Source organism: Bacillus sp. Xin1, from assembly GCF_013314535.1.
In the GTDB taxonomy this organism is placed as follows: Bacteria; Bacillota; Bacilli; order Bacillales; family Bacillaceae_G; genus Bacillus_A.
The window spans coordinates 22,494-43,535 of record NZ_JABUAE010000003.1; the positions used below are offsets into that span (position 1 = coordinate 22,494).

Sequence of the window (21,042 nt, forward strand, 5' to 3'; positions counted from 1 at the left end):
AATAGTATAGCAATTATAGGAATTGATAAGGTTCCGGTGCATAAACTGCAAGTTATAATACTTGTAAGTTTGTTTATAGCCTGGTCAATAGGATATATTTTACAATATATTAAATCCGTACGTGTTATTGCATGGAAATTGATAGGGGTTACAACGGTAGCAAGTTTCATATTTTATTGTAGCGCTTACTTCTATGCCACTTATGCTTGAAGATTGTATTGAAAATAGTAAATAGAAAGCGAATGATTATATGATTCATATCAACCAGTTTCTGTATGTAATAGGCGCTTATATGGTTGGAAATGTATTAACAGCATATATGATTATAAAATGGAAATATGGGATAGATATTCGAGAAGCTGGTAGTGGAAACCCTGGTGCACGGAATATGGGGCGTTTATATGGGAAAGGATATTTTCTTGCTACATTTTTGGGAGATGCGCTAAAAGGGGCAATTGTTGTTTATATAGCGAGAATCTTATTTGGGGAGTCTATATTTTCATTACTCTCGTTACTAGCAGTTATTGTAGGTCATATATATCCAATTTTCTTTAAATATAAAGGTGGAAAGGGAATTTCGACATTTATTGGCGGACTGCTTGTGTTCAATTATTTAATAGTGCTTACTCTGATGTTTGTATTTATTTTATTTTATTTCATTTTTAAGAGTTTCACAAAGGCTGGTTTAATTACAGTCGCTTGCCTACCACTTTGTATGATTGCATACTCGTATTCTATGGTAGCAATTATATTAAGTGTTTGCATGATTCTATTGATTTTGTACGCACATAGAAAATAAAGGAGAGTAAAACATGGGGTTAATGTATAAAATTGCTGATCAAACTTGGGAATTTGAAAGTATTCATAAATTAAATTATAAAACATTTGTAGAAGAAATTCCACAGCATGAACAAACAGAAGAGCGCAAACGTATAGATTTGTTCCATGAAGAAAATACATATTTAATATGTTTAGATGGTCGAAGATTAGTAGGAATGGTTGCGGTAAGGGGGACACGGCCATTCTCATTAGATAATAAAATACTTCATTTAGATAAGTGGTTACCAGAACGTGGTGATCGTGTATATGAAATCCGTTTATTAGCTGTAGAGCAAGAATATCGAAGCGGAAGAGCTTTACTCGGATTGATTCGATTTTTACATCGCTATTTGCTTCTAAATGGGTATGATTTAGCGCTCATTTCAGCAACAACACGTGAACTTGCACTTTATGAACAAATAGGTTTTCGTCCTTTTTATACATTAGTTGGGACAGAGCAAGCAGCATTCCAGCCGATGTATATCACCCCAAAAATGTTTGAACAATCTAGTATTATAAATGTAGTAAAAAAAGAATATACATTTTTACCAGGACCTGTCGAGATTAGTGAAAATGTCCAGCAAGCATTTGCTTCTAATCCAATTTCGCATCGTTCCAACCAATTTAAAGCTGTGATGGAGAATGTGAAAAGACGACTTTTGCAAATGACAAAAGCCAAGCATGTACAAATAATGCTTGGGACAGGTACATTAGCAAATGATTCAATCGCTTTACAGTTGAAGTTATTAAAGGGACGTGGGTTAATTTTAACAAATGGTGAGTTTGGGAATCGTTTAATCAAGCAGGCAAACCGAGTAAACTTATCATTTGATACATATGAACGAGAAATGGGAACACCATTTTTATACAATGAAATAGGGGAGTTAGTGAAACATCAAGAGTATGAATGGATATGGTTTGTTCATCATGAAACGTCCACCGGTATGTTAAATGATTTAGAAACGTTAATTGGAATTGGTAAAAGGTACGGTATTAAATTATGTGTAGACTGTATTAGTTCTATTGGAGCAATCCAATTCTCTCTAGAAGATGTGTATTTTGCCAGCGGAGTTAGCGGAAAAGCAATTGGAGCATACACGGGATTATCTTTTGTATTTTACAATCATATTGTGAATGCAAATGAAACATTACCTATCTACATGGATATAGGAATGTACGCGGAAAACGGGAGTGTACCGTATTCACAATCTTGGAATTTAATATATGCATTACAAGAAGCGCTAAAGAAATTTGAAGATGAAGCCGAGTATAAGAAGATATATCAAACATATGCTTTTATTGAAGAAGCTGTTACCAATATGGGATTACAACTTGTATCTTCCAAAGAGCATACCTCATCTATCATTCTTACAATTGCATTAGATAAAGAACTTTCTTCTAAGGAAATAGGAGATTCATTAGCCTTGCAAGGATTTATTATTCATTATGAATCATCCTATTTACAGCAAAATAATTGGGTCCAAATTGCTTGCCTAAATCATTATAAAGAACGTGAAATGAAAAGAATGTTGGATTGTTTAGGGATGTATGTAGAACAACTTCATGTATAGTTAACAGAGAAGACGGTTATGAAAACCGTCTTTCTTATTTTTGCATTATGCATGTGCCGATCCAAATAGGGATTTCATTTTCAATTTTCCCTTTTTGCGAATTTCGGCATTTGTATGTACCATGATATATTTATGTGCCCAAGCAATTGCAATAACGTCATCTAACAAGCCGATTCCAATAATAGCTGCTAAATCCGGGATGAAATCGATTGACCATACATAATAGGACAGCGCAGCTAATATAATTATCTTGGCTTTAGCAGGTAATCCGTTCTTTTTTAAGGTGTAATATAAAATAATGCTCTCATACACACCGGACTTACCTAATTTGGTTGCACCTTTTTTCAATTTTTTCCATAATTTCTGTTTCTCCATATAACCACTCCTTATTTCGTTTTTTCATTAATTTTGTAAAAGTATATTTAACATTATGTAAATGCGTTTAAAAATATAGATTTTTTAAAAGGATAGACAAACAATCGACAAAATAACCCTTTTTATCGTTTTTTCTTAATGTCTATTTTCATAAGAATAAAAAAGAAGATAGGAGGAGAAAACATGTGGCTTTTGTTTGATGTAATAGCAGATATTATCTTGTTTTATCCGAGGACTGACGCGAAGTTAAAACATTATATTGCGAAGTTAAATGAACAAGAATGGTTTTGAGATGTACATGAATATACTGGGTATACAGGGACCATTTGGAATAATTGAAAAATCAAGAAGTTTATTTTGGCGCCTGTTAATATGAATTTGCTAACAAAATCAAAAAAGAAACAGAAAGAACTAATTCACCTTATCCATAGCGAGTATGAAAAAAGGAGATAAGAATTATCTTATTTTTCATATTTAGTGAAACAAATGGTACAATGAGAGCTTAATGTGAAAAATAAGGAAAAGAAGTGATCTGTTTGAAAAACTTTTTAGAATTAGGAATTAGTGAAACGTTTAATCATACACTACGTGAAAATGGGATTGCTGAAGCAACGCCAATTCAAGAACAAGCAATCCCTGTTGTTATGGCTGGAAAAGATATAATTGGACAAGCAAAAACTGGTACAGGTAAGACACTGGCATTCATCTTACCAATTTTAGAAAAAATTGATCCTGAATCAAGTGATGTACAAGCCTTGATTGTTGCGCCAACTAGAGAATTAGCGCTGCAAATTACAACTGAAATTGAAAAGATGCTTGTTCATAAAGAAGATATCAATGTTCTTGCAATATATGGCGGTCAAGATGTAGCGCAGCAAATGAGGAAATTAAAAGGAAATACACACATTGTTGTTGCAACGCCAGGACGTTTATTAGATCATTTACGCCGTGAGACGATTGTATTATCCAATGTTTCTATGCTTGTATTAGATGAAGCAGATCAAATGCTTCATTTCGGTTTTTTATATGATATAGAGGATATTTTAGAAGTAACACCTGAGAGTAAACAGACGATGTTGTTTTCAGCGACAATGCCAAAAGATATTAAAAAACTTGCGAAGCGTTACATGAAAGAGCCTGAGATGATTCGAATTCAAAGTGAAGAAGTAACGGTGAATAATATTAAGCAACGTGTGATTGAAACGACAGACCGTGCAAAGCAAGATGCGCTGCGCTATGTAATGGACCGTGATCAACCGTTTTTAGCAGTTATTTTTTGCCGTACAAAGCGGAGAGCAAGCAAGTTATATGATGATTTAAAAGGGTACGGTTATAATTGCGATGAACTTCACGGTGATTTATCTCAAGGAAAACGTGAACGAGTGATGAAAAGTTTCCGAGATGCAAAAATTCAATATTTAATCGCAACAGATGTAGCAGCTCGTGGATTGGATGTAGAGGGTGTAACGCATGTATTTAACTATGATATTCCAGAAGATGTAGAGAGCTATATACACCGAATTGGCCGAACTGGCCGTGCTGGTGGATCAGGCATTGCAATTACATTCGTTGCACCGAAAGATGAAATGCATTTAAAAGAGATTGAAAAAGGTATTGGTGCAACATTGCAACGACAAGTAATTGAACAGTCTGTAAAACCGAAAAATAAAACGGATGAAAAAAAACAAAAGCAGCAAATGAAAAAAACAACGAAAACAGGTCAATATCGATCAAAAGATAACCAAGGGAGATCGAAGAATACAAAACAACAATCATCGCATAAACCAAGTAAAAAGAAAAATAGTACAAAGCAAGGGCAACAAAGACGAGGTCGTTAATAAAGAGTAAGTGTAAAAGTCGTTTTCTTTTAAAGAAGGAAACGGCTTTTTTATTTTGTGTTTAGAAGGTGAATAAATGCAAAAAGTCTTTTTTCGATTTATAAAGTGGAAGGATAATTTAATTGAGGTGTTGTATAGAAGTAGGTAACAGCTTGTGAAAGGAACAGGATTAAATTAAATTTGCATGAAACTTTTTTACAGGCTACACATATATTTATATTAGACCGACAGTCGGTCTAGGGGAAAGGAGTTCTTTATGAGGACCGTCAAAGAATATGAGGAACGAAGAAATGAAATATTAGATACAGCTGAGATGTTGTTTACTTCTAAAGGGTATATGAAAACAACTGTAAATGATATTTTACGAGAAATCGGTATTGCAAAAGGAACATTTTATCATTACTTCAAGTCAAAGGAGGAAGTGATGGATGCAATTATCATGAGGAGTGTAACTGCGGATGAAGCGGCAGCAAAAAAGATTGCTTCAAATTCCAAGATTCCAGTAGTTGATAAATTGTTTCAAATTTTAATGGTGCAAGCACCAAAAGCTGGCGGGAATAAAGAAAAAATGATTGAGCAATTCCACAAGCCAAATAATGCAGAAATGCATCAAAAAAGTTTAGTGCAAGCTATTTTGCATTTAACACCTGTTTTAACAGAAGTAATTGAGCAAGGGATTGATGAGAAGATTTTTGTGACTGCGTATCCAAGGGAAACAATAGAATTTTTAATTGCTTCTGCACAAGTTATATTTGATGAAGGATTGTTTCAATGGCAGCCTCATGAAGCAATGCAAAGAGGAAAGGCTTTTATCAATATGATGGAAATGACTCTTGGAGCCCGAAAAGGAACTTTTAATTATATGCTAGACATTCTGAAGAGACAGTCTTAGCATAATTTTTTTGAAATTTATTAGACCGACAGTCGGTCTAATATTCTGCTGAAAGGTGTGTATACGATGAAAAACAATGCGAGTATAAAATCTTTCCCTAAAGATTTTACTCTTATGGTAATCGGGCAAATTGTATCAATCTTAGGCGCCACTCTTTTACGTTTTGCTTTATCGCTCTATGTGCTGAATATAAGGAGACGTGCAGATGTTTTTGCTACCTTATATGCCATATCGAGCATACCTCTTTTGTTGTCACCTCTTGGCGGGACTATTGCTGATAGATTTAACAGACGCAATTTGATGATAGTCTATGATTTGACAAGTAGTGCCGTTATATTGTGTTTTATTTTTGCGTCATCGATTGGAAACGTTTCTGTAATATTTATTGGTGTTGTTATGATTTTGCTAGCGTTTATTAGTTCGATATATTCTCCTGTTGTTATGGCGAGTATTCCACTGCTCGTTACGGAAAAGAAATTGGAACAGGCAAATGGTATTGTGAATGGGGTGCAAGCATTGTCGAGTGTGGCAGCTCCTGTTTTGGGCGGGGTACTATATGGTATTGTAGGCTTAAAAATCCTTGTTGTGATGAGTTGTATTACCTTTTTCTTGTCGGCAGTATTAGAGGTGTTTATCAAAATTCCATTTGTGAAAAGAAAACAGGATGGTCATATTGTACCGACAATTATAAAAGATATGAAAGACGGGCTTACTTATGTTGTCAGAGCACCTTATATTTTGAAATCTATGATCCTTGCAGCACTTCTCAATTTAATCCTTACACCACTCCTTGTTGTCGGTGGCCCCATCATTTTACGAGTAACGATGAAAAGTAGCGATACATTGTATGGGATTGGAATGGGGCTAATAGATTTAGCTACAATTTTAGGGGCTTTGTCTATTGGCTTCTTTGCAAAAAAGATGAAGATGAACACAATATACCAGTGGTTACTTATTATTGCTCTATTAATTGTCCCGATGGCTGTCTCTCTTATGCCTCTTGTTCTTAGATTTGGATACTATCCCTTATTTATCCTCTTTATCTTATGTGCAATCCTTATTGCAATGGCAATTACTATTATCTCTATCTTTGTCATTATAGAAAATTAGAAGACACCAAATCATTAGATTGATATGAACTATGGATGGTGTTCTTTTTATTTTAATAAAAGGACATGTGTGGAATAAAAGCATGAAAAGATTAATTAGGTGAATGGAAAAAACAAAGCAATCAAGTGGAAAAGAAGAAAAGAGAAGTTAAGCACATGGAATATCGAGAATTTGGCATAGATCATTCTAAAATTGAAGGCAAATGATGTGAAAGGTAGTTCAATTTGCGAAAAGAAGAAAGTGAAACAAAAGTATATTGAAATTACGGCAGCATGAAGGAGTTTTGTTGATACAGCAAAGATGGGTTCAATCCCTAAGTTGTTTCATTAAATGATTGCCTTTTTAAGTTGAATAGACGATCTAATATTCCCGAGATAAATTGTGGTATAATTTACATATAGGGGGAAAGTAGATGACACAACATAAAGAAGAACAAATGAATCAGGCGCTTGCATTGTTTTATTTTGCATATAAAACATTTACAGAAAAACCAGATGAAATTATAAAAGAATATGGTATACAGCGCGTGCATCACCGAATTTTATTTTTTATTGCTCGCTTTCCAGGGCTCAGTATAAATGAATTGTTATCTCTGTTAGAAATAAGTAAACAAGCTCTTCACGGACCACTCCGTCAGCTTCTTGAAAAGGGGCTTATCGAAAGTAATGAAGCAGAACATGATCGTCGTGTGAAACAGCTTGTCCTCACGAAAGAGGGAGCAGTGCTTGAGAGAAAACTAAGCGACGTGCAAAGAAAACAAATGGGAAGTATTTTTTCGAAATTTGGTGAAACATGTGAAGAACATTGGCATCAAGTGATGACAGAACTAGCAAATAGTCGTTTAGGTTTTGATGCATGGTTATCTAAGCGTGAAGAACCAGTTGATCAAAAATAAGGAAATAAATCATTCTTCAGTTTTTAGGGTTTGAAAAAGAATTCATTATATCCATGCATTTTGGCAACTATGAGTGGATTATAGAAATACATGGATAAAAAATGAACATTACTAGATACTTTATGACGTGTACGTATTGCAAAATTTAAATTATTATTTCCGAAAGGGGAATTATGATGATAAAACTTGTACTTATTCGTCACGGACAAAGTTTATGGAATCTTGAAAACAGATTTACAGGATGGACAGATGTAGATTTATCGGAAAATGGATTAAACGAAGCACAAGAAGCAGGTGCGATATTAAAAAACAATGGATATACATTTGATGTTGCGTATAGTTCTGTTTTAAAACGGGCAATTCGAACACTGTGGATTATTCTGCATGAAATGGATCTGGCTTGGGTTCCAGTACATAAATCATGGAAGTTAAATGAGAGACATTACGGAGCGTTGCAAGGTTTAAATAAAGATGAGACAGCAAAGAAATATGGAGGTGCACAGGTTCATATTTGGAGACGAAGTACGGATGTGAGACCGCCAGCTCTTGCTGAAGATGATCCAAGGTATGAAGTTGCTGATCCAAGGTATAAGCTGCTTAAAAAAGGAGAATTTCCCCTTACAGAATGTCTAGAAGACACAGAAAAAAGAGTGTTGGATTTTTGGCATCAGGAAATTGCACCAACGTTACAAACCGGTCAAAAAGTAATCATTTCATCGCATGGGAATACAATTCGTTCGCTTGTGAAATATTTAGATAGTTTATCGGACGATGGCGTAGTGTCATTAAATATTCCGACGAGTATTCCTCTTGTTTATGAATTAGATGAAAAATTACAACCTATTCGTCATTATTATTTAAGTATGGATGGAGAGGTACCTAAAGGCGTAATTCCCAAACATATATCTTTGTAAAAAAATATTTTTGAAAATTTGAAATGCAGGCTTGTCTACATATACAATGTAGATTCATTATAAAAGACGTGGATTCCTTTTTAGTATATGCGATGTAGCAGACTTTAGAAGGTTGTCCATGTCTTTTGTCATAATGAGAGAAAATTGAGCATGTAATGATATCGTGAGAAGTTTTTGAATGGAGGGTGATGTGATTGACAGTCTCTAACATTCGAATTGGTTTGTTTTTTCTTGTACTAGTTTTTTTATTTCTTATCTTCTTTTATTGGAAAAATGAAGAGATGTACGAAGAAAAAAAGCAACTTATTCGAAAAACATGGTATGGTGTGTTTATTACTTCAGTCACAATTTATTTCATGGTGAAAGGAATTGATTTAACCCTCTGGAAAAACATTTTAATGTTTGTAGCGATGGTTATATTTGTCGATATTGCTTTTATTTTAACTCCAAATATTTCTGAGATATGGGGGGCGAAATTTAGTGATATCGGAAAGACTGTCCAGTCCATTAAACGATCATTAATCGCTTCAAAGGCAAGGGGAGAGATTTATACGACTATCATCCAAAATGTAAACCCTGCAGCATTTGGTACGATGGAGTGGAGGGCAGAGGCTGAGTATGCACAAAGTTTAAATATATTTCTTGATACGTATGCTGAAAAAATCGGAGCAAAAATCGTTGTCTTTGTGACAGCTGATGAATTAAATACAAATTTCCGTGGCATCCGCTCTCAGTTTAGTATCACAGTACCTTTAGAACATATAGAGCAATTAAATGAACAAAAAGCTGTTCAAGTAGAAAACGTCGGTATCATACCAGCGAAAATAGTCAAAGATGTTTGTATTGTTATTGATGGTCAAAAGAGCAATCTTCAAGATCGAGATTTTGAAAATGTATATAATTTAACGATTCAGCATAGTTATTTTAGTAAATAGGACAGAAAAAAGTTTCTGTCCTTTCTTTCATACATAAATACAGGCAAAGTTCGTGAAAATGAAACATAATTGAATAAATTTGGACAATCATCCCAACACTAGCAGGTAGAGGTGATTGTAGTGGAAAAAGAATATAGCAATGAATTTTTCAAAGAAGAAACAGAGGATACAACAGATTTCTCTTTAATAAAAGGAGATACAATGCAACAAGTAGAAGAGTTAGAAGATGAATTAAAAAGAAAAGGATAACGTCTGATTTATATTTGAGATATAATGAAGAGAGAAAGAGTGTATCTTTTTTATAAAGGGGGAGGAAAAAATGCAAGAAATGAAACAACAAAAACTTGCTTTTTTTAAAGAAAAAAAAGAAGCATCGAATACAGATTTCTCTCTTGTGAAAGGTGCATTAACAGAAAATATTAATCGACTAGAAAAGCTCATGAATCATGATGCATCAAAATATATGCAAGGGAAAAAATTAAAAGAAAATGTATAAAAGCATTTTCTTTTTTTATTTCTTCTTCATTCCCGCTCCGAATTCCTCAAAATCTAGCAACTTACGAAGTAAATAAAGGAGCTTTGATTTGGAGGACTTTGTCATCTAGTAAAAAACGAAAGGCGCTTTGTATCGTCTTTCGTTTTTTTGTATTAAGATTAAGTTGTCTTAAAATTAGTATTTTGCAGATTACTAAAAATAGTATAATGAGTACAATCACATTTTAGAAAGAAGGTATTCCCTTGAAAAAGATTTACGTTATTCATGAAAACACAGAATGGACAAGATATCTAATGAGAAGATTGGAAGAACTCGATCTTCCTTATGAAGAATGGCATTTAGACAAAGGGAATGTGGATCTTTCGTCTGTTCCGCCGCAGGGCATATTTTATAACCGTATGAGCGCTTCTTCTCATACAAGAAATCACCGCTTTGCACCAGAGTTTACGGGTGCTGTCCTTGCTTGGTTAGAGAGGCATAATCGAAAAGTGTTCAATGGAAGCAGAGCATTGCAGCTTGAAGTAAGTAAAGTCGGGCAATATATGGCACTGAATGCACAAGGAATCCGGACACCTAAGACAATTGCAGCTGTTGGTAAGGTTCATATTATAGAAGCGGCAGCGCAATTTGAAGGACGACCATTCATTACGAAGCATAACCGTGCTGGAAAAGGATTAGGCGTTCAACTGTTTCAGTCTGTTGTTTCATTACAAGAATACGTAGAAAGTGTAGCGTTTGAAGAACCAGTAGATGGTATTACATTAATTCAAGAATACATTCAATCTCCTGAGCCTTACATTACACGCTGTGAGTTTGTAGGCGGGAAATTTGTGTATGCAGTTCAAGTCGATACATCGAAAGGCTTTGAATTATGCCCAGCTGATGCTTGTCAAATTGGTGATTTGTTCTGTCCTGTTGGAGAGAAAGTCCCGGAAAAACCGAAGTTTCAAATTATTGAGGGCTTTGATGACCCAATTATTCAAAAATATGAGGCCGTTTTGGCTGCAAATGATATCGCAATTGCTGGCATTGAGTTTATTCGAAATGCCGATGGTGAAATTTTCACTTATGACATTAATACAAACACAAACTACAATGCTGACGCGGAAGCAGTTGTTGGAAAATACGGTATGCTAGAGATTGCGAAGTTTCTTGGTAGTGAATTAGAGAAAATATAATAGATAGGAAGAAAGTTGCTGATGAAACAGCTTTTTTGTAAGTTCCATTCGGGCGCAAATTGGTAATGGGAGGTTTTCTGTAAAATACATAATCATTCTCCTTATTCTGTTGAATTGGTATAGGAGAGTTTTGATTAGTAGGAGTGATAACTCTACATCTTTAATAAAAAGTAACATGATGAAGCGTGGTATAATGATAACGAATAGAATGATTTAAAATTCAAAGATGTATTTAAGAGAGGAGCTTCACAATGTATTCTAATTTAGAACAATTAACAAAGCACCCGGTATTTTACCATTTTGCAGAAATTTCAAAGATTCCAAGAGGATCTGGAAATGAAAAAGAAATTAGTGATTTCCTAGTGAAATTTGCAAAAGATCGTAATTTAGAAGTTGTACAAGATGAAGCTTTAAATGTAATTATTAAAAAGCCAGCAACTGACGGTTATGAACATGTCCCAGCAATTATTATACAAGGTCATATGGATATGGTTTGCGAAAAGAACCAAGCAACTGTTCATGATTTTGAAAAGGATCCGATTGAGCTACGAATCGTTGGGGACATGCTGTATGCAAATCAAACGACTTTAGGTGCTGATAATGGTATTGCAGTTGCATATGCATTAGCACTATTAGATTCGGCTGATATTCCGCATCCATCTCTTGAGGTTGTGATTACAACTGAGGAAGAGACAACAATGGGTGGAGCTTTTGCTGTTGATGCAAAGCATTTTGATGGAAAAATATTTATTAATATCGATTCTGAAGAAGATCATAAATTATTAGTGAGCAGTGCAGGCGGAGCGAAAGCAGTTGAAACAATTTCTGTTGATTGGGAAGAAGTACCTGCTGAACTAGAAGCATATCGACTATATGTTGGTGGACTAAAAGGCGGTCATTCCGGTATGGAAATTGATAAACAAAGAGGAAATGCCAATAAAGTATTAGGACGCGTTCTTCATGATTTATCAAAAGAAATCTCATTTAACATGAGTGAAATTCATGGCGGATTAAAAACAAATGCGATTCCACGTGAAAGTGTTGCGACAATTTTATTATCTGGACATGACGTACAAAAGGTAGAAGAGAAAGTGGTAGAATGGACACGCATTTTCCAAGAAGAGTTACGTGCTGTAGATCCTGATGTACATGTTTCTCTTACAAAATTAGAAGGAAAAGTAGAAAAAGTATTTGCTAAAACAACACAAAGTCAGCTTATTTCTTCTCTATTCCTAATTCCAAACGGTATTCAAAGCATGAGTATGGATATTAAAGGACTTGTAGAAAGTTCAACAAATTTAGGTGTTATTGAAACATTACATAATGAAATTAAATTACGAAATGAAGTAAGAAGTTCTGTAAGTAGTTTAAAACAGCACATTACAAATGAGATTAAGCATATTGCAGAATTGGTTGGAGCAAAGTTCGAGAAGGAATCGGAGTATCCAGAATGGCCGTACAATCCGAATTCACCAATTCGTGAATTATTTGAAAACGTGCATAAAGAAAAATACAACAAAGACGTTGAAATCTTTGCGGTACATGCCGGTATTGAGTGTAGTGTATTTGTTCAAAAAATGCCGGAATTAGATGCAATTTCATTTGGACCAGATATTTTCAACGTTCACACACCAGACGAGCATATTAGTATTTTATCAGTTATCAATAACTGGGGATTCTTTGTTGATGTAATGAAAGAAACGAAGTCTTTAGCATAAATAAGAATGAGCTGAACTGCCTAAGGAGGACCTTGGGCAGTTTTTTGTTGAAATTCAGTTTATATTTCTGTAATGGTTCCAAATTACAATTATGTGACTTTAACTTGTTAAGATTGCATAATACGGTTCCTTTATCATGTAACTTTACAGTTGCTTATTGTTGATGGCAATCATATAGTTGCTTATACTTGATATATGAATTGGGACAAAGACGCTATATTCAAAGCACTTGGCGACTCGACTCGGCGGCTTATATTAGACGAACTATCCGAACGTAACGAGCTGACGTTGTATGAACTTACGGCACGTCTTATTATGAAGCACGACCTTTCCATTTCGCGACAGGCGATTGCTAAACATCTTACTACATTGGAAGATGCGGGGCTCGTAAAATCAATGCGAAAGGGAAAATATCGAGTACTTATGTTTAACAACGAACCACTTAAAAACTTATTGAAAGGATGGATAGAGTAATTTTATAATATCGTAACAGAATTTTCTGACGAATATGTGAGTTGTTTTGCGGAAAACCAGACTGTTAGTACAGCACCATGCGTCACAAATAAAAAGGGAGGCAAGAACAATATGAAAATCGTTGTTACTAGTATATTTGTACAAGATCAAGACAAGGCACTGGAGTTTTATTCAGAAAAGCTAGGGTTTGTAAAAAAGGAGGACGTTCCCGTAGGAAAATTTAGGTGGATAACGCTTGTTTCTCCTGATGATCAGGGCGGTACTGAGCTTTTACTCGAACCGAATGAACATCCTGCCGCAAAAGAGTATCAAAAGAAAATATTTGCTGAAGGCATCCCAGCAACAATGTTTAGCGTTACAAATATTAATAAAGAGTACGAACGATTATTGGAAAAAGGTGTGAAGTTTACTATGGAGCCGACAAAAATGGGCGAAGTCACAATAGCTGTCTTCGACGATACATGCGGCAACTTTATTCAGATAGTGCAGAAGTAACTTCATGACGAAGTAACCTAGTACTAAACGAATTTATTGGCAAGTTTTAAGTTAGGTGAAGTGTTTTTTACCAAAAAATAAAAACCATTATGTTAACCCTGTCCTACTTTTAGGATGGGGTTATATGTTTATAAGGTCTAAAATTAAATGAGGTTGTTATCATTCCACAATGGAAATGTAACATTGTGAATATGTTCACTTCAACTTAGGACCCTGTTAGTTGAACAAGGAACATCAAAATAATCAAACTTTTTTATAAAAAGTAGTTCCTAAACTAGAAGGAAGCCATTGTATTGATCAATATTTATTCAAAATAATGGATTTTAATATGCACTGAATCAAGATTTAAAGAGTGATTTCTAATCAAACTATCTTTTAAAGCAACATTTGTTGCTGCGGTATAGATAAAATAAAGCAAACTTTACAGAGCGACAATGCAGCTGGTATCTGTAATTTTAGTTAAGGAGGAAGGAAATTCAAGAAATTTCACATACCGTATTGAAAGAGAAAATATAAAATAAAACATTTGCTGAAAGGTAAATAACATAATTAAAAAGAAGTGCTAAAAATATATTTAATAGAACTTTTATAAGGATTTTTAACAGACTAGAAATTGTAGTCGTGCAATTAAATTAAGGTGCACGACTTTTTTTATATCTAATGCAACTATTTTGATAGAAAATGAAAACCAAAATATATTAGTAAAAGGAATTATTTATATGAAAAATAGGTGTTTTTAAGTACAAGTATCCATTACAATTTTGTTAAATTTGTTCTACACTACATAAAATAACAAATTTTGACGTCCTTCTTTTGGTATAGTGTAAATAATTAAAATACTCAGTTTTTAATTGGGTTAGAATATGGTTAGAGCATATAAAAACTTTGTATAAAGGAGTCGTGTACACATGCATAAAGAATTTGAAATTGAGGAATACACAGCAATTGAAGAACAAATTCATTATTATAGTCAGTGTTTATTGGTAAATCACCCTGAACAAATTGTGAAGTACTTAGAAAAGAGGTTAGAAAAGTATACAGAAACATTACAATATGCGCACTTGTACCCTGAAAAAGTCATTTTGCCTATACAACAATTAGTAATTGAGTATTCTTTGGATCTTGCTAGGATTAGAAAGTATTTAAATTTAGAAACATAGCTTATAAATAATCGTTTAAAATGAAACAGAGTCGGCAATGAGAAATTCATTCTATTGTCGACTCTGTTTCATTGTTTTATGACGAAGTTAGTTGTTAGAAATAAGAAAAAATAATACTAATAAATAAAGTTTGACATATAATACTCCAAGAGTAAAATAAAAGTGAGTACTCACTCATTTTGAAAGGGAGGAGATTTTATTGCAACAACCTTCTGTGATTTTGCAAGATGTATCAAAAAGTTTTGGTAAAAAAGAAGTATTACACAATATTTCACTATCTGTATCAGACAAAGAGATTTTTGGTTTAGTAGGTCCCTCGGGTTCTGGAAAAACGACACTTATTAAAATGATTGCTGGTATTAGTGAATCAACGTCTGGTGATGTAACAGTTCTAGGAACGAAAATGCCCAATTTAAATGAGATGAAACATATTGGGTATATGGCACAAGCTGATGCCCTGTATGAAGAGTTATCAGCTTATGAAAATGCAGATTTTATCGCGATGATGTATGGATTGAAAGGTAAGCATAAGAAAGAGCGAATTGAAGAAATTCTTACATTAGTTCAATTATCACAGCATGCTAAGAAACAAGTACAGCATTTTTCAGGTGGAATGAAGAAGCGTTTATCACTTGCTATCGCACTTCTACATGAGCCTAAATTATTAATTCTAGATGAACCAACTGTTGGAATTGATCCAGTTCTTCGCAAATCTATTTGGGAGAAATTTTATGAGCTTAAAGAACAAGGAACAACGATTATTGTGACAACACATATTATGGACGAAGCTGAATTTTGTGAACGCCTGGGATTAATTAGAGATGGGAAGTTAATTGCGACAGGAACCCCAAATGACTTGAAAGAACGAACTTCATCGGGACGAATTGAAGACGTTTTTCTATTGGAAGGAGCGGTTGAATCATGAGAGTTGGTGGTGTAATTATACGGATTATTCGTCAGTTTCTTCGAGATAAACGATCACTGGCAATGATGTTTGGCGCTCCCATGTTACTTCTTTGGTTATTATCACTTGTGTTTACACAAAAGGATTATATACCTCAGATTGCATTAGTAGATGTTCCAGCACCTATAGTGGAATCAATGAAAAAACAAGATGCTACCATTTATGAGTATAGTAAAGAAGACGCACGTTCTAAGTTGGAAAATCAACAGATAGATGCCATTATAACTTTAGAAAATGAAAAAGTAAATGTATTACTGGAAGGTAGCGATTCTTCAAAAAATCGCGCCGTACTACAAGTACTGCAAAAGGGTGCAGAAAAAAATGATATACCTGGTTTGAAACCAGAAATTGATTTTTTACATGGTTCCGCAGATTTTACGATGTTTGATGGACTCGGACCGGTATTAATTGGCTTTTTCACATTCTTCTTTGTCTTTATTTTATCAGGCGTTTCCTTTGTGCGAGAACGTTTAAGTGGGACATTGGAAAGGCTGCTATCTACTCCAGTCCGCCGCTTGGAAATTGTTGTTGGTTATATAGTTGGATTTGGTATTTTTGCATTTTTACAGTCTGTTATTATTGTAGGTTTCTCTGTTTATATTCTTGATTTATATGTAGCAGGGTCACCATGGCTTACATTATTGATTACGTGTATGCTTTCGCTAACAGCGTTAACACTAGGCACTTTTTTATCGGCATACGCCAATAACGAATTTCAAATGATTCAATTTATCCCACTTGTCATCGTACCGCAAATTTTCTTTTCGGGTTTGTTTCCAATGGAATCAATGAATAAGTGGTTACAAATGCTTGGAAAGTTATTCCCACTCACATATGGTGCTGATGCAATGAAGCAAGTGATGATTCGGAATCAAGGGTTTACTGAAATTGCAAGTGATCTCGGTGTGTTGCTTCTTTTTGCGCTAGTATTTACAGTAGGAAATGTATTTGCTTTGAAGAAACATCGTAGAATATAATTTTTATAAAAAGGGGCATGATGAATGAAAAAAGATTGGCTGGAAGAATTAATCGCTAGTGTAGATACAGATAAGCGCAATGAACGACAACTGCGTATATTAGAAGCTGCGGTTGATATGTTTGGAGAAAAAGGGTATGCAGCCACTTCAACAAGTGAGATTGCAAAGCGTGCCGGTGTAGCGGAAGGAACAATCTTCCGCTACTACAAGACGAAAAAAGATTTACTATTGGCGGTTGTCATGCCAACTTTAACAAAGTTTGCTGCTCCATTTTTCGTACAGGCTTTTGCAAAAGAAATACTGGAGAATACGTATGAAACGTATGAAGAATTTTTAAGAAAAGCAATTCGAAATCGATTTGAATTTGCTAAAAAACATTTTCCAATGTTAAAAATTTTAATACAAGAAGTACCGTTTCAACCAGAATTAAAAAATGAAATACAACAATTAGTAGAGAAAGAACTTTTTTCTCGCTTTAAAAAGTTAATTGTACATTTTCAAGAACAAGGACAAATTATTGAAATGCCACCCCCTTCAGTTATCCGCTTTACTTTATCAGCTATAATGGGGTTAATTTTAACTCGATTTTTATTATTACCTGAAGAAAAATGGGATGATGAAGTGGAAATTGAAAATACAATTCAATTTATATTATACGGATTAACACCGCGGACGTTGATATAACAACGCCCGCGGATTTTTATTTTCGTAGGTGCAAACATTGACTATCCAAAGATACTTTTCCCGAAAGTTTTAACAGCTTCTTCTTGCATGTTGGGTAACACATGAGAGTAAACTCTTAATGTCATAGATATATCCGTATGGCCTAATCTTTCGCTTATAATTTTAGGGTTGACCCCTCATTTTAGGTATTACGGATAAAAGAATTGGTATCATGTATGATCGGAGTCCTAATTATGTCAGCAAGTTGAAGAAGAAATGGAAAGAGCAAGGCAAGTGGGAAGGAGCAACAAATATTTGGAAGATGAAAAAGGGTAAAGGAAATTCCTGAATGAATACTAAATTTGAATTTTGTTAAGAAATGAAATGGTTAATAACTGTGAATGATTAGATGATAATGGGGAAAAAGCAAAAGGACCCTTTATAAGGATCCTTTTGTTGAGTTAATCTAACAATCACATTCGTAATCACGGTAGTGTTCATCGCACGGATCATTCTTATCATTGCAGCAGATGCAAAATGTTTTTTTGATCAATATATCAATAAAAGCATTGAATTCGGTATTATTTGTGAGAGTAAGGCTTTGGAAATCTTCTACTTGAAATATCCTTGTTTCATTTGTGATAAGTGTGGCGATAATTGGTATGGGAGATCTTCTTGTTCGAATAATTACTTCAATGGCAAGAGCATCATCGGGAACAGATACTTGAAGTAATGTTTTATTGTGGTTATTAGTACAGTCTTCAAAAACTCTTCTTGAAGCGCCTGGGGGTACGAAAATATTTAAAGGTACATTTTCAGTTGGGGTGGTATCTGAACCAGCTATGGTATGAGTTTCTATAAAACAGTTATCTTTTTGATAGTGAGAATACGATTGTTCTTTATAATACTTTTTACGATTATCATTTTGATTATTGCAGCAGATACAAAATGTTTTTTGAATAAATATACCAATGGTGCTATCGATATTGGTATTATTTGTGAGAGTGAGGCTTTGAAAATCTTCTACTTGAAATATCCTGTTTTCAGTTGCGGATATTGTAACAGTAATTGGTATACGAGATCTTCTTGTTCGAATGGTTACTTCAATTGGTTGAGAACCACCAGGAACGCCAAAATCAAGCAATGTTTTATTATGGTTATTGGTACAATCTTCAAAAGCCGTTCTTGAAGTGTTAGCTGGTACGATAAAAACTAAAGCACTATTTGAACCAGATATTGTATGGGTTTTGATAAAACAGTTATCTTTTTGATGGTGAGAATACGATTGGTTTTTATAATACTTTTTACCATCTTTATAAAAATAATCAGCCATATGTCCCTCTCCTTGTATTTTTGTCTATATATATTATCTGGAAGAGATAAGGCATGATTGGACAAAATGGTATAAAGTTTTTCTGTATAAAAGTTTCATTTTGTTTAAAAGAGGAATGGATAATGTATGCTTATTTGGGAAATTCAGTTAAATAGTTCCTTAAGAAACAAGGGCAAGAGAGACACAAAAGAACAGCTAGCAAAAGCTAACTGCTCTCTAGGGATAGAAACTCACGTTGCTGGAGGTCCGTATAATGAGTTATGACCATCGCCTATGTACATTATATACAGAATATTTGTTGAATAAACATAAGGACATTTTTAAATAACTGTATTTTAAAACCCCTTTAATTTAGGGCTGATTCCAAAAAAGCGAAACACTAACAAAATATAAAGTTAGTAAAAGAGTAGTACCTATGAGAACACCTATAAAAATCTTTGTCCATATATTCTTCATCAATACACCCCTTTTATGAAGAATATTAACATCTATCGAAAATTTGAACAAAATAATCCTTTGAATGGAAAGCGTATGTACGGAGGGGAAGCGTATCGTATGAACCAATTGTCATTCTTTGGAGACATCGATGAAAAAGAGATGCGGAGACTTGTGGTGAACGAGCTGAAAAACTACAAAGCATTACGTGTCCGGATGAAAAATCAAGAAGAACAAATGCAAGCAGAATGCGCGGTTTTCTTTCCGAAAATGAAAGAAGATAAAAAGCATGAGATAAGGTTTAAGCAAATTGAGAGGGCGTTGCAGAATACGCTTGATAATGACCATCGTCAGATAATTGAGTTGAAATATATGGGAATGAGAAAGCCAAAGATTCCTATGTTTATGACGAATTGATGATGAGACGTGATAATTTTTATGAGAATAAAAAAATAGCTATCCGTTTGATAGCTACTGCTTTAGGGGTTATATAAACGAGGTATTATTCTAGTGAAAATGAAATTATGATTTTTTTTGCTATTTATATAGATTGTTATATGGTACGTGTAACCCATCTTACATTTGCTCTGCCTGTGACAGGGCTTTTGATTCTAGTAGATAAAAAATCAATAACTTGTCCAATCCTTTCTAATCTATCTAGCATATTATGCATTAAATAGAATAGGGAGGGAAGATAAATTTGTATTACTACTGTAAATACTGTGAGCGTTACCAAAAGAAACATCATGATTGCTGTAAAGAAAGTACTTATGACAAACGCGATAAAAAGCACGAAGAAAAAACATCTGTTAATGTAAATGTAAATTGTTGTTGTGAGGATAAGAAGGAGAAACTTGTAAGAGCGTCTGCTTTTAGGGCTGTGAATACAGTAAATCAAAATCTTCCAGCAAATACTTTTATTAAGGTACTATTTCAAAATGAACAATTCGATTTAGCGAATGAATACAATCCAGCAACGTCAATTTTTATTCCGAAGACTAGAGGAGTTTATTCTGTTATTGCTAAGATTGGTTTCTTTCCAAACGACACAAACTTGAATTATAGAGCGCGGGTAGAAATTCGTGTGAATGGAAATGCAGCAATTGCAATAGATAATGATTTTTTTGGTCCCATAAACTTCGGTAATGCAGTAAGTGTTTCCACAATAATTCAATTAGAAGTGGGCGATCAAGTTGAGGTATTTGCACAGAGTAGTATTGCTGGAGTTATTAGTATCGCAGAAGACCGTTCGCATTTTGAAGCTGCAAGATTTCCATCTCCAATTGTATAAAGAAGATGAAAGATATGTTATGAACTATATAAAGATAACCTCCCTTACTCGCTCTGCCTTGTGACAGGGCTTTTTTACATAACTATACATACATGAAAAAATTCTCGTTTTACTCTCAATTACTTATTGTAAAGGAAACCGGTGTATTTTCTGGAGGAGGACTTCCATTCACCAAAACTTGACCAACAAGGTTAGCTACATTCGGTCCTGTTCCTGAAGAGCATAGTGTTGAATTACTGATGTCTAGGAAAATAGTTGTTGTCAATGGAGGAAGACTAGGGAAAGGAATCGAGATTGGGATAGATATTGGACATGTGAGCTGGGGTTTCCAACAACTATTGTATCTATTTCCCTTTATTTTTTCTCATTTATTGTTCATCCTTTGTTTTTTCACGATATTATATGATATGCATGCTTGAATAAAATGAAACAAGTATGAATTATAATTAGTATGTGTATCTTATCGCCCCATCGCCATCGAGTTAAGAAATTTGTTGTTCTCCAAAACG

21 protein-coding genes and 3 pseudogenes are annotated in these 21,042 nt (G+C 34.2%); 21 read left to right on the forward strand and 3 right to left on the reverse strand.

Going from position 1 to position 21,042, the window contains the following annotated elements:
- Positions 1-250 precede the first annotated feature (250 nt).
- Together plsY and HRG09_RS05340 are read left to right on the forward strand one after the other, a co-directional pair.
- Positions 251-799 carry a glycerol-3-phosphate 1-O-acyltransferase PlsY gene (plsY, locus tag HRG09_RS05335; protein ID WP_174099716.1) on the forward strand — a complete coding sequence of 183 codons (549 nt, stop codon included), beginning with the start codon at positions 251-253 and terminating at the stop codon, positions 797-799.
- 13 nt (positions 800-812) lie between these two features.
- Positions 813-2,390 carry an aminotransferase class V-fold PLP-dependent enzyme gene (locus HRG09_RS05340; protein ID WP_174099717.1) on the forward strand — a complete coding sequence of 526 codons (1,578 nt, stop codon included), beginning with the start codon at positions 813-815 and terminating at the stop codon, positions 2,388-2,390.
- Between the two features lie 45 nt (positions 2,391-2,435).
- Here the strand turns inward: HRG09_RS05340 and HRG09_RS05345 are convergent, their stop codons facing one another.
- Complete coding sequence (locus HRG09_RS05345; protein ID WP_174099718.1) at positions 2,436-2,765, reverse strand: YkvA family protein; 330 nt, start codon at positions 2,763-2,765, stop codon at positions 2,436-2,438.
- Between the two features lie 183 nt (positions 2,766-2,948).
- On the opposite strand from HRG09_RS05345, the pseudogene HRG09_RS05350 reads away from it, so the two are divergent.
- The 17 genes and pseudogenes from HRG09_RS05350 (at position 2,949) to HRG09_RS05430 (ending at position 17,495) form a co-directional block, all read left to right on the forward strand.
- Positions 2,949-3,218 (forward strand): annotated as a pseudogene (locus HRG09_RS05350) (hypothetical protein).
- 74 nt (positions 3,219-3,292) lie between these two features.
- Complete coding sequence (locus tag HRG09_RS05355; RefSeq protein WP_174099719.1) at positions 3,293-4,603, forward strand: DEAD/DEAH box helicase; 1,311 nt, start codon at positions 3,293-3,295, stop codon at positions 4,601-4,603.
- Between the two features lie 256 nt (positions 4,604-4,859).
- Positions 4,860-5,495, forward strand: coding sequence for a TetR/AcrR family transcriptional regulator (locus tag HRG09_RS05360; RefSeq protein ID WP_174099720.1), 636 nt, complete (start codon positions 4,860-4,862; stop codon positions 5,493-5,495).
- A gap of 66 nt (positions 5,496-5,561) precedes the next feature.
- A pseudogene (locus HRG09_RS05365) lies at positions 5,562-6,593 on the forward strand (MFS transporter); the annotation flags it as partial.
- A 424-nt stretch (positions 6,594-7,017) separates the two neighbouring features.
- Positions 7,018-7,500, forward strand: a complete 483-nt coding sequence (locus HRG09_RS05370) for a MarR family winged helix-turn-helix transcriptional regulator (protein ID WP_174099721.1) — start codon at positions 7,018-7,020, stop codon at positions 7,498-7,500.
- A 176-nt stretch (positions 7,501-7,676) separates the two neighbouring features.
- Positions 7,677-8,414 (forward strand): 2,3-diphosphoglycerate-dependent phosphoglycerate mutase, encoded by a 738-nt coding sequence (gene gpmA / locus HRG09_RS05375; RefSeq protein WP_174099722.1) that lies wholly within the window; start codon positions 7,677-7,679, stop codon positions 8,412-8,414.
- A 194-nt stretch (positions 8,415-8,608) separates the two neighbouring features.
- Positions 8,609-9,349 (forward strand): type II toxin-antitoxin system SpoIISA family toxin, encoded by a 741-nt coding sequence (locus HRG09_RS05380; RefSeq protein WP_174099723.1) that lies wholly within the window; start codon positions 8,609-8,611, stop codon positions 9,347-9,349.
- A 120-nt stretch (positions 9,350-9,469) separates the two neighbouring features.
- Positions 9,470-9,598, forward strand: coding sequence for a D-alanyl-D-alanine carboxypeptidase (locus HRG09_RS05385; protein ID WP_174099724.1), 129 nt, complete (start codon positions 9,470-9,472; stop codon positions 9,596-9,598).
- Positions 9,599-9,668: 70 nt separating this feature from the next.
- Positions 9,669-9,845 carry a stage II sporulation protein SB gene (spoIISB, locus tag HRG09_RS05390; protein ID WP_174099725.1) on the forward strand — a complete coding sequence of 59 codons (177 nt, stop codon included), beginning with the start codon at positions 9,669-9,671 and terminating at the stop codon, positions 9,843-9,845.
- 242 nt (positions 9,846-10,087) lie between these two features.
- The gene (locus HRG09_RS05395; RefSeq protein WP_174099726.1) at positions 10,088-11,023 is read left to right on the forward strand and encodes an ATP-grasp domain-containing protein; all 936 of its coding nucleotides are present in this window, start codon (positions 10,088-10,090) and stop codon (positions 11,021-11,023) included.
- Positions 11,024-11,274: 251 nt separating this feature from the next.
- Entirely contained in the window at positions 11,275-12,741 is a 1,467-nt protein-coding gene (locus HRG09_RS05400; RefSeq protein WP_174099727.1) for an aminoacyl-histidine dipeptidase, read from the forward strand.
- Positions 12,742-12,936: 195 nt separating this feature from the next.
- Positions 12,937-13,215 (forward strand): ArsR/SmtB family transcription factor, encoded by a 279-nt coding sequence (locus HRG09_RS05405; RefSeq protein WP_174099728.1) that lies wholly within the window; start codon positions 12,937-12,939, stop codon positions 13,213-13,215.
- A gap of 111 nt (positions 13,216-13,326) precedes the next feature.
- Positions 13,327-13,710 carry a VOC family protein gene (locus HRG09_RS05410; RefSeq protein WP_174099729.1) on the forward strand — a complete coding sequence of 128 codons (384 nt, stop codon included), beginning with the start codon at positions 13,327-13,329 and terminating at the stop codon, positions 13,708-13,710.
- A 908-nt stretch (positions 13,711-14,618) separates the two neighbouring features.
- A complete protein-coding gene (locus HRG09_RS05415) occupies positions 14,619-14,870 on the forward strand; it encodes a hypothetical protein (RefSeq protein ID WP_174099730.1) in 252 nt (83 codons plus the stop codon).
- Between the two features lie 199 nt (positions 14,871-15,069).
- Positions 15,070-15,795 (forward strand): ABC transporter ATP-binding protein, encoded by a 726-nt coding sequence (locus HRG09_RS05420; protein WP_174099731.1) that lies wholly within the window; start codon positions 15,070-15,072, stop codon positions 15,793-15,795.
- On the forward strand, positions 15,792-16,811 hold the full coding sequence (locus HRG09_RS05425) for an ABC transporter permease (RefSeq protein WP_174099732.1): 1,020 nt from the start codon (positions 15,792-15,794) through the stop codon (positions 16,809-16,811). Before HRG09_RS05420 ends, HRG09_RS05425 begins: the two co-directional genes overlap by 4 nt.
- A gap of 24 nt (positions 16,812-16,835) precedes the next feature.
- Positions 16,836-17,495 carry a TetR/AcrR family transcriptional regulator gene (locus HRG09_RS05430; RefSeq protein WP_174099733.1) on the forward strand — a complete coding sequence of 220 codons (660 nt, stop codon included), beginning with the start codon at positions 16,836-16,838 and terminating at the stop codon, positions 17,493-17,495.
- Positions 17,496-17,536: 41 nt separating this feature from the next.
- Here the strand turns inward: HRG09_RS05430 and HRG09_RS05435 are convergent.
- Positions 17,537-17,671, reverse strand: a pseudogene (locus HRG09_RS05435) (site-specific integrase); the annotation flags it as partial.
- A gap of 269 nt (positions 17,672-17,940) precedes the next feature.
- The gene (locus HRG09_RS05440) at positions 17,941-18,807 is read right to left on the reverse strand and encodes an exosporium protein D (RefSeq protein ID WP_174099734.1); all 867 of its coding nucleotides are present in this window, start codon (positions 18,805-18,807) and stop codon (positions 17,941-17,943) included.
- 555 nt (positions 18,808-19,362) lie between these two features.
- On the opposite strand from HRG09_RS05440, the gene HRG09_RS05445 reads away from it, so the two are divergent.
- Both HRG09_RS05445 and HRG09_RS05450 read left to right on the forward strand, forming a co-directional pair.
- Positions 19,363-19,659 (forward strand): ArpU family transcriptional regulator, encoded by a 297-nt coding sequence (locus HRG09_RS05445; RefSeq protein WP_254610027.1) that lies wholly within the window; start codon positions 19,363-19,365, stop codon positions 19,657-19,659.
- Positions 19,660-19,936: 277 nt separating this feature from the next.
- Positions 19,937-20,533, forward strand: coding sequence for a C1q-like domain-containing protein (locus HRG09_RS05450; RefSeq protein ID WP_174099975.1), 597 nt, complete (start codon positions 19,937-19,939; stop codon positions 20,531-20,533).
- Positions 20,534-21,042 lie beyond the last annotated feature (509 nt).

Excerpts from the sequence above, each read along its gene's own strand:
- plsY (WP_174099716.1), top strand. The coding sequence starts at position 251 with ATGATTCATATCAACCAGTTTCTGTATGTAATAGGCGCTTATATGGTT.
- HRG09_RS05340 (WP_174099717.1), top strand. The coding sequence starts at position 813 with ATGGGGTTAATGTATAAAATTGCTGATCAAACTTGGGAATTTGAAAGT.
- HRG09_RS05345 (WP_174099718.1), bottom strand. The coding sequence starts at position 2,765 with ATGGAGAAACAGAAATTATGGAAAAAATTGAAAAAAGGTGCAACCAAA.
- HRG09_RS05360 (WP_174099720.1), top strand. The coding sequence starts at position 4,860 with ATGAGGACCGTCAAAGAATATGAGGAACGAAGAAATGAAATATTAGAT.
- HRG09_RS05370 (WP_174099721.1), top strand. The coding sequence starts at position 7,018 with ATGACACAACATAAAGAAGAACAAATGAATCAGGCGCTTGCATTGTTT.
- gpmA (WP_174099722.1), top strand. The coding sequence starts at position 7,677 with ATGATAAAACTTGTACTTATTCGTCACGGACAAAGTTTATGGAATCTT.
- spoIISB (WP_174099725.1), top strand. The coding sequence starts at position 9,669 with ATGCAAGAAATGAAACAACAAAAACTTGCTTTTTTTAAAGAAAAAAAA.
- HRG09_RS05400 (WP_174099727.1), top strand. The coding sequence starts at position 11,275 with ATGTATTCTAATTTAGAACAATTAACAAAGCACCCGGTATTTTACCAT.
- HRG09_RS05405 (WP_174099728.1), top strand. The coding sequence starts at position 12,937 with ATGAATTGGGACAAAGACGCTATATTCAAAGCACTTGGCGACTCGACT.
- HRG09_RS05410 (WP_174099729.1), top strand. The coding sequence starts at position 13,327 with ATGAAAATCGTTGTTACTAGTATATTTGTACAAGATCAAGACAAGGCA.
- HRG09_RS05415 (WP_174099730.1), top strand. The coding sequence starts at position 14,619 with ATGCATAAAGAATTTGAAATTGAGGAATACACAGCAATTGAAGAACAA.
- HRG09_RS05425 (WP_174099732.1), top strand. The coding sequence starts at position 15,792 with ATGAGAGTTGGTGGTGTAATTATACGGATTATTCGTCAGTTTCTTCGA.
- HRG09_RS05430 (WP_174099733.1), top strand. The coding sequence starts at position 16,836 with ATGAAAAAAGATTGGCTGGAAGAATTAATCGCTAGTGTAGATACAGAT.
- HRG09_RS05440 (WP_174099734.1), bottom strand. The coding sequence starts at position 18,807 with ATGGCTGATTATTTTTATAAAGATGGTAAAAAGTATTATAAAAACCAA.
- HRG09_RS05445 (WP_254610027.1), top strand. The coding sequence starts at position 19,363 with ATGAACCAATTGTCATTCTTTGGAGACATCGATGAAAAAGAGATGCGG.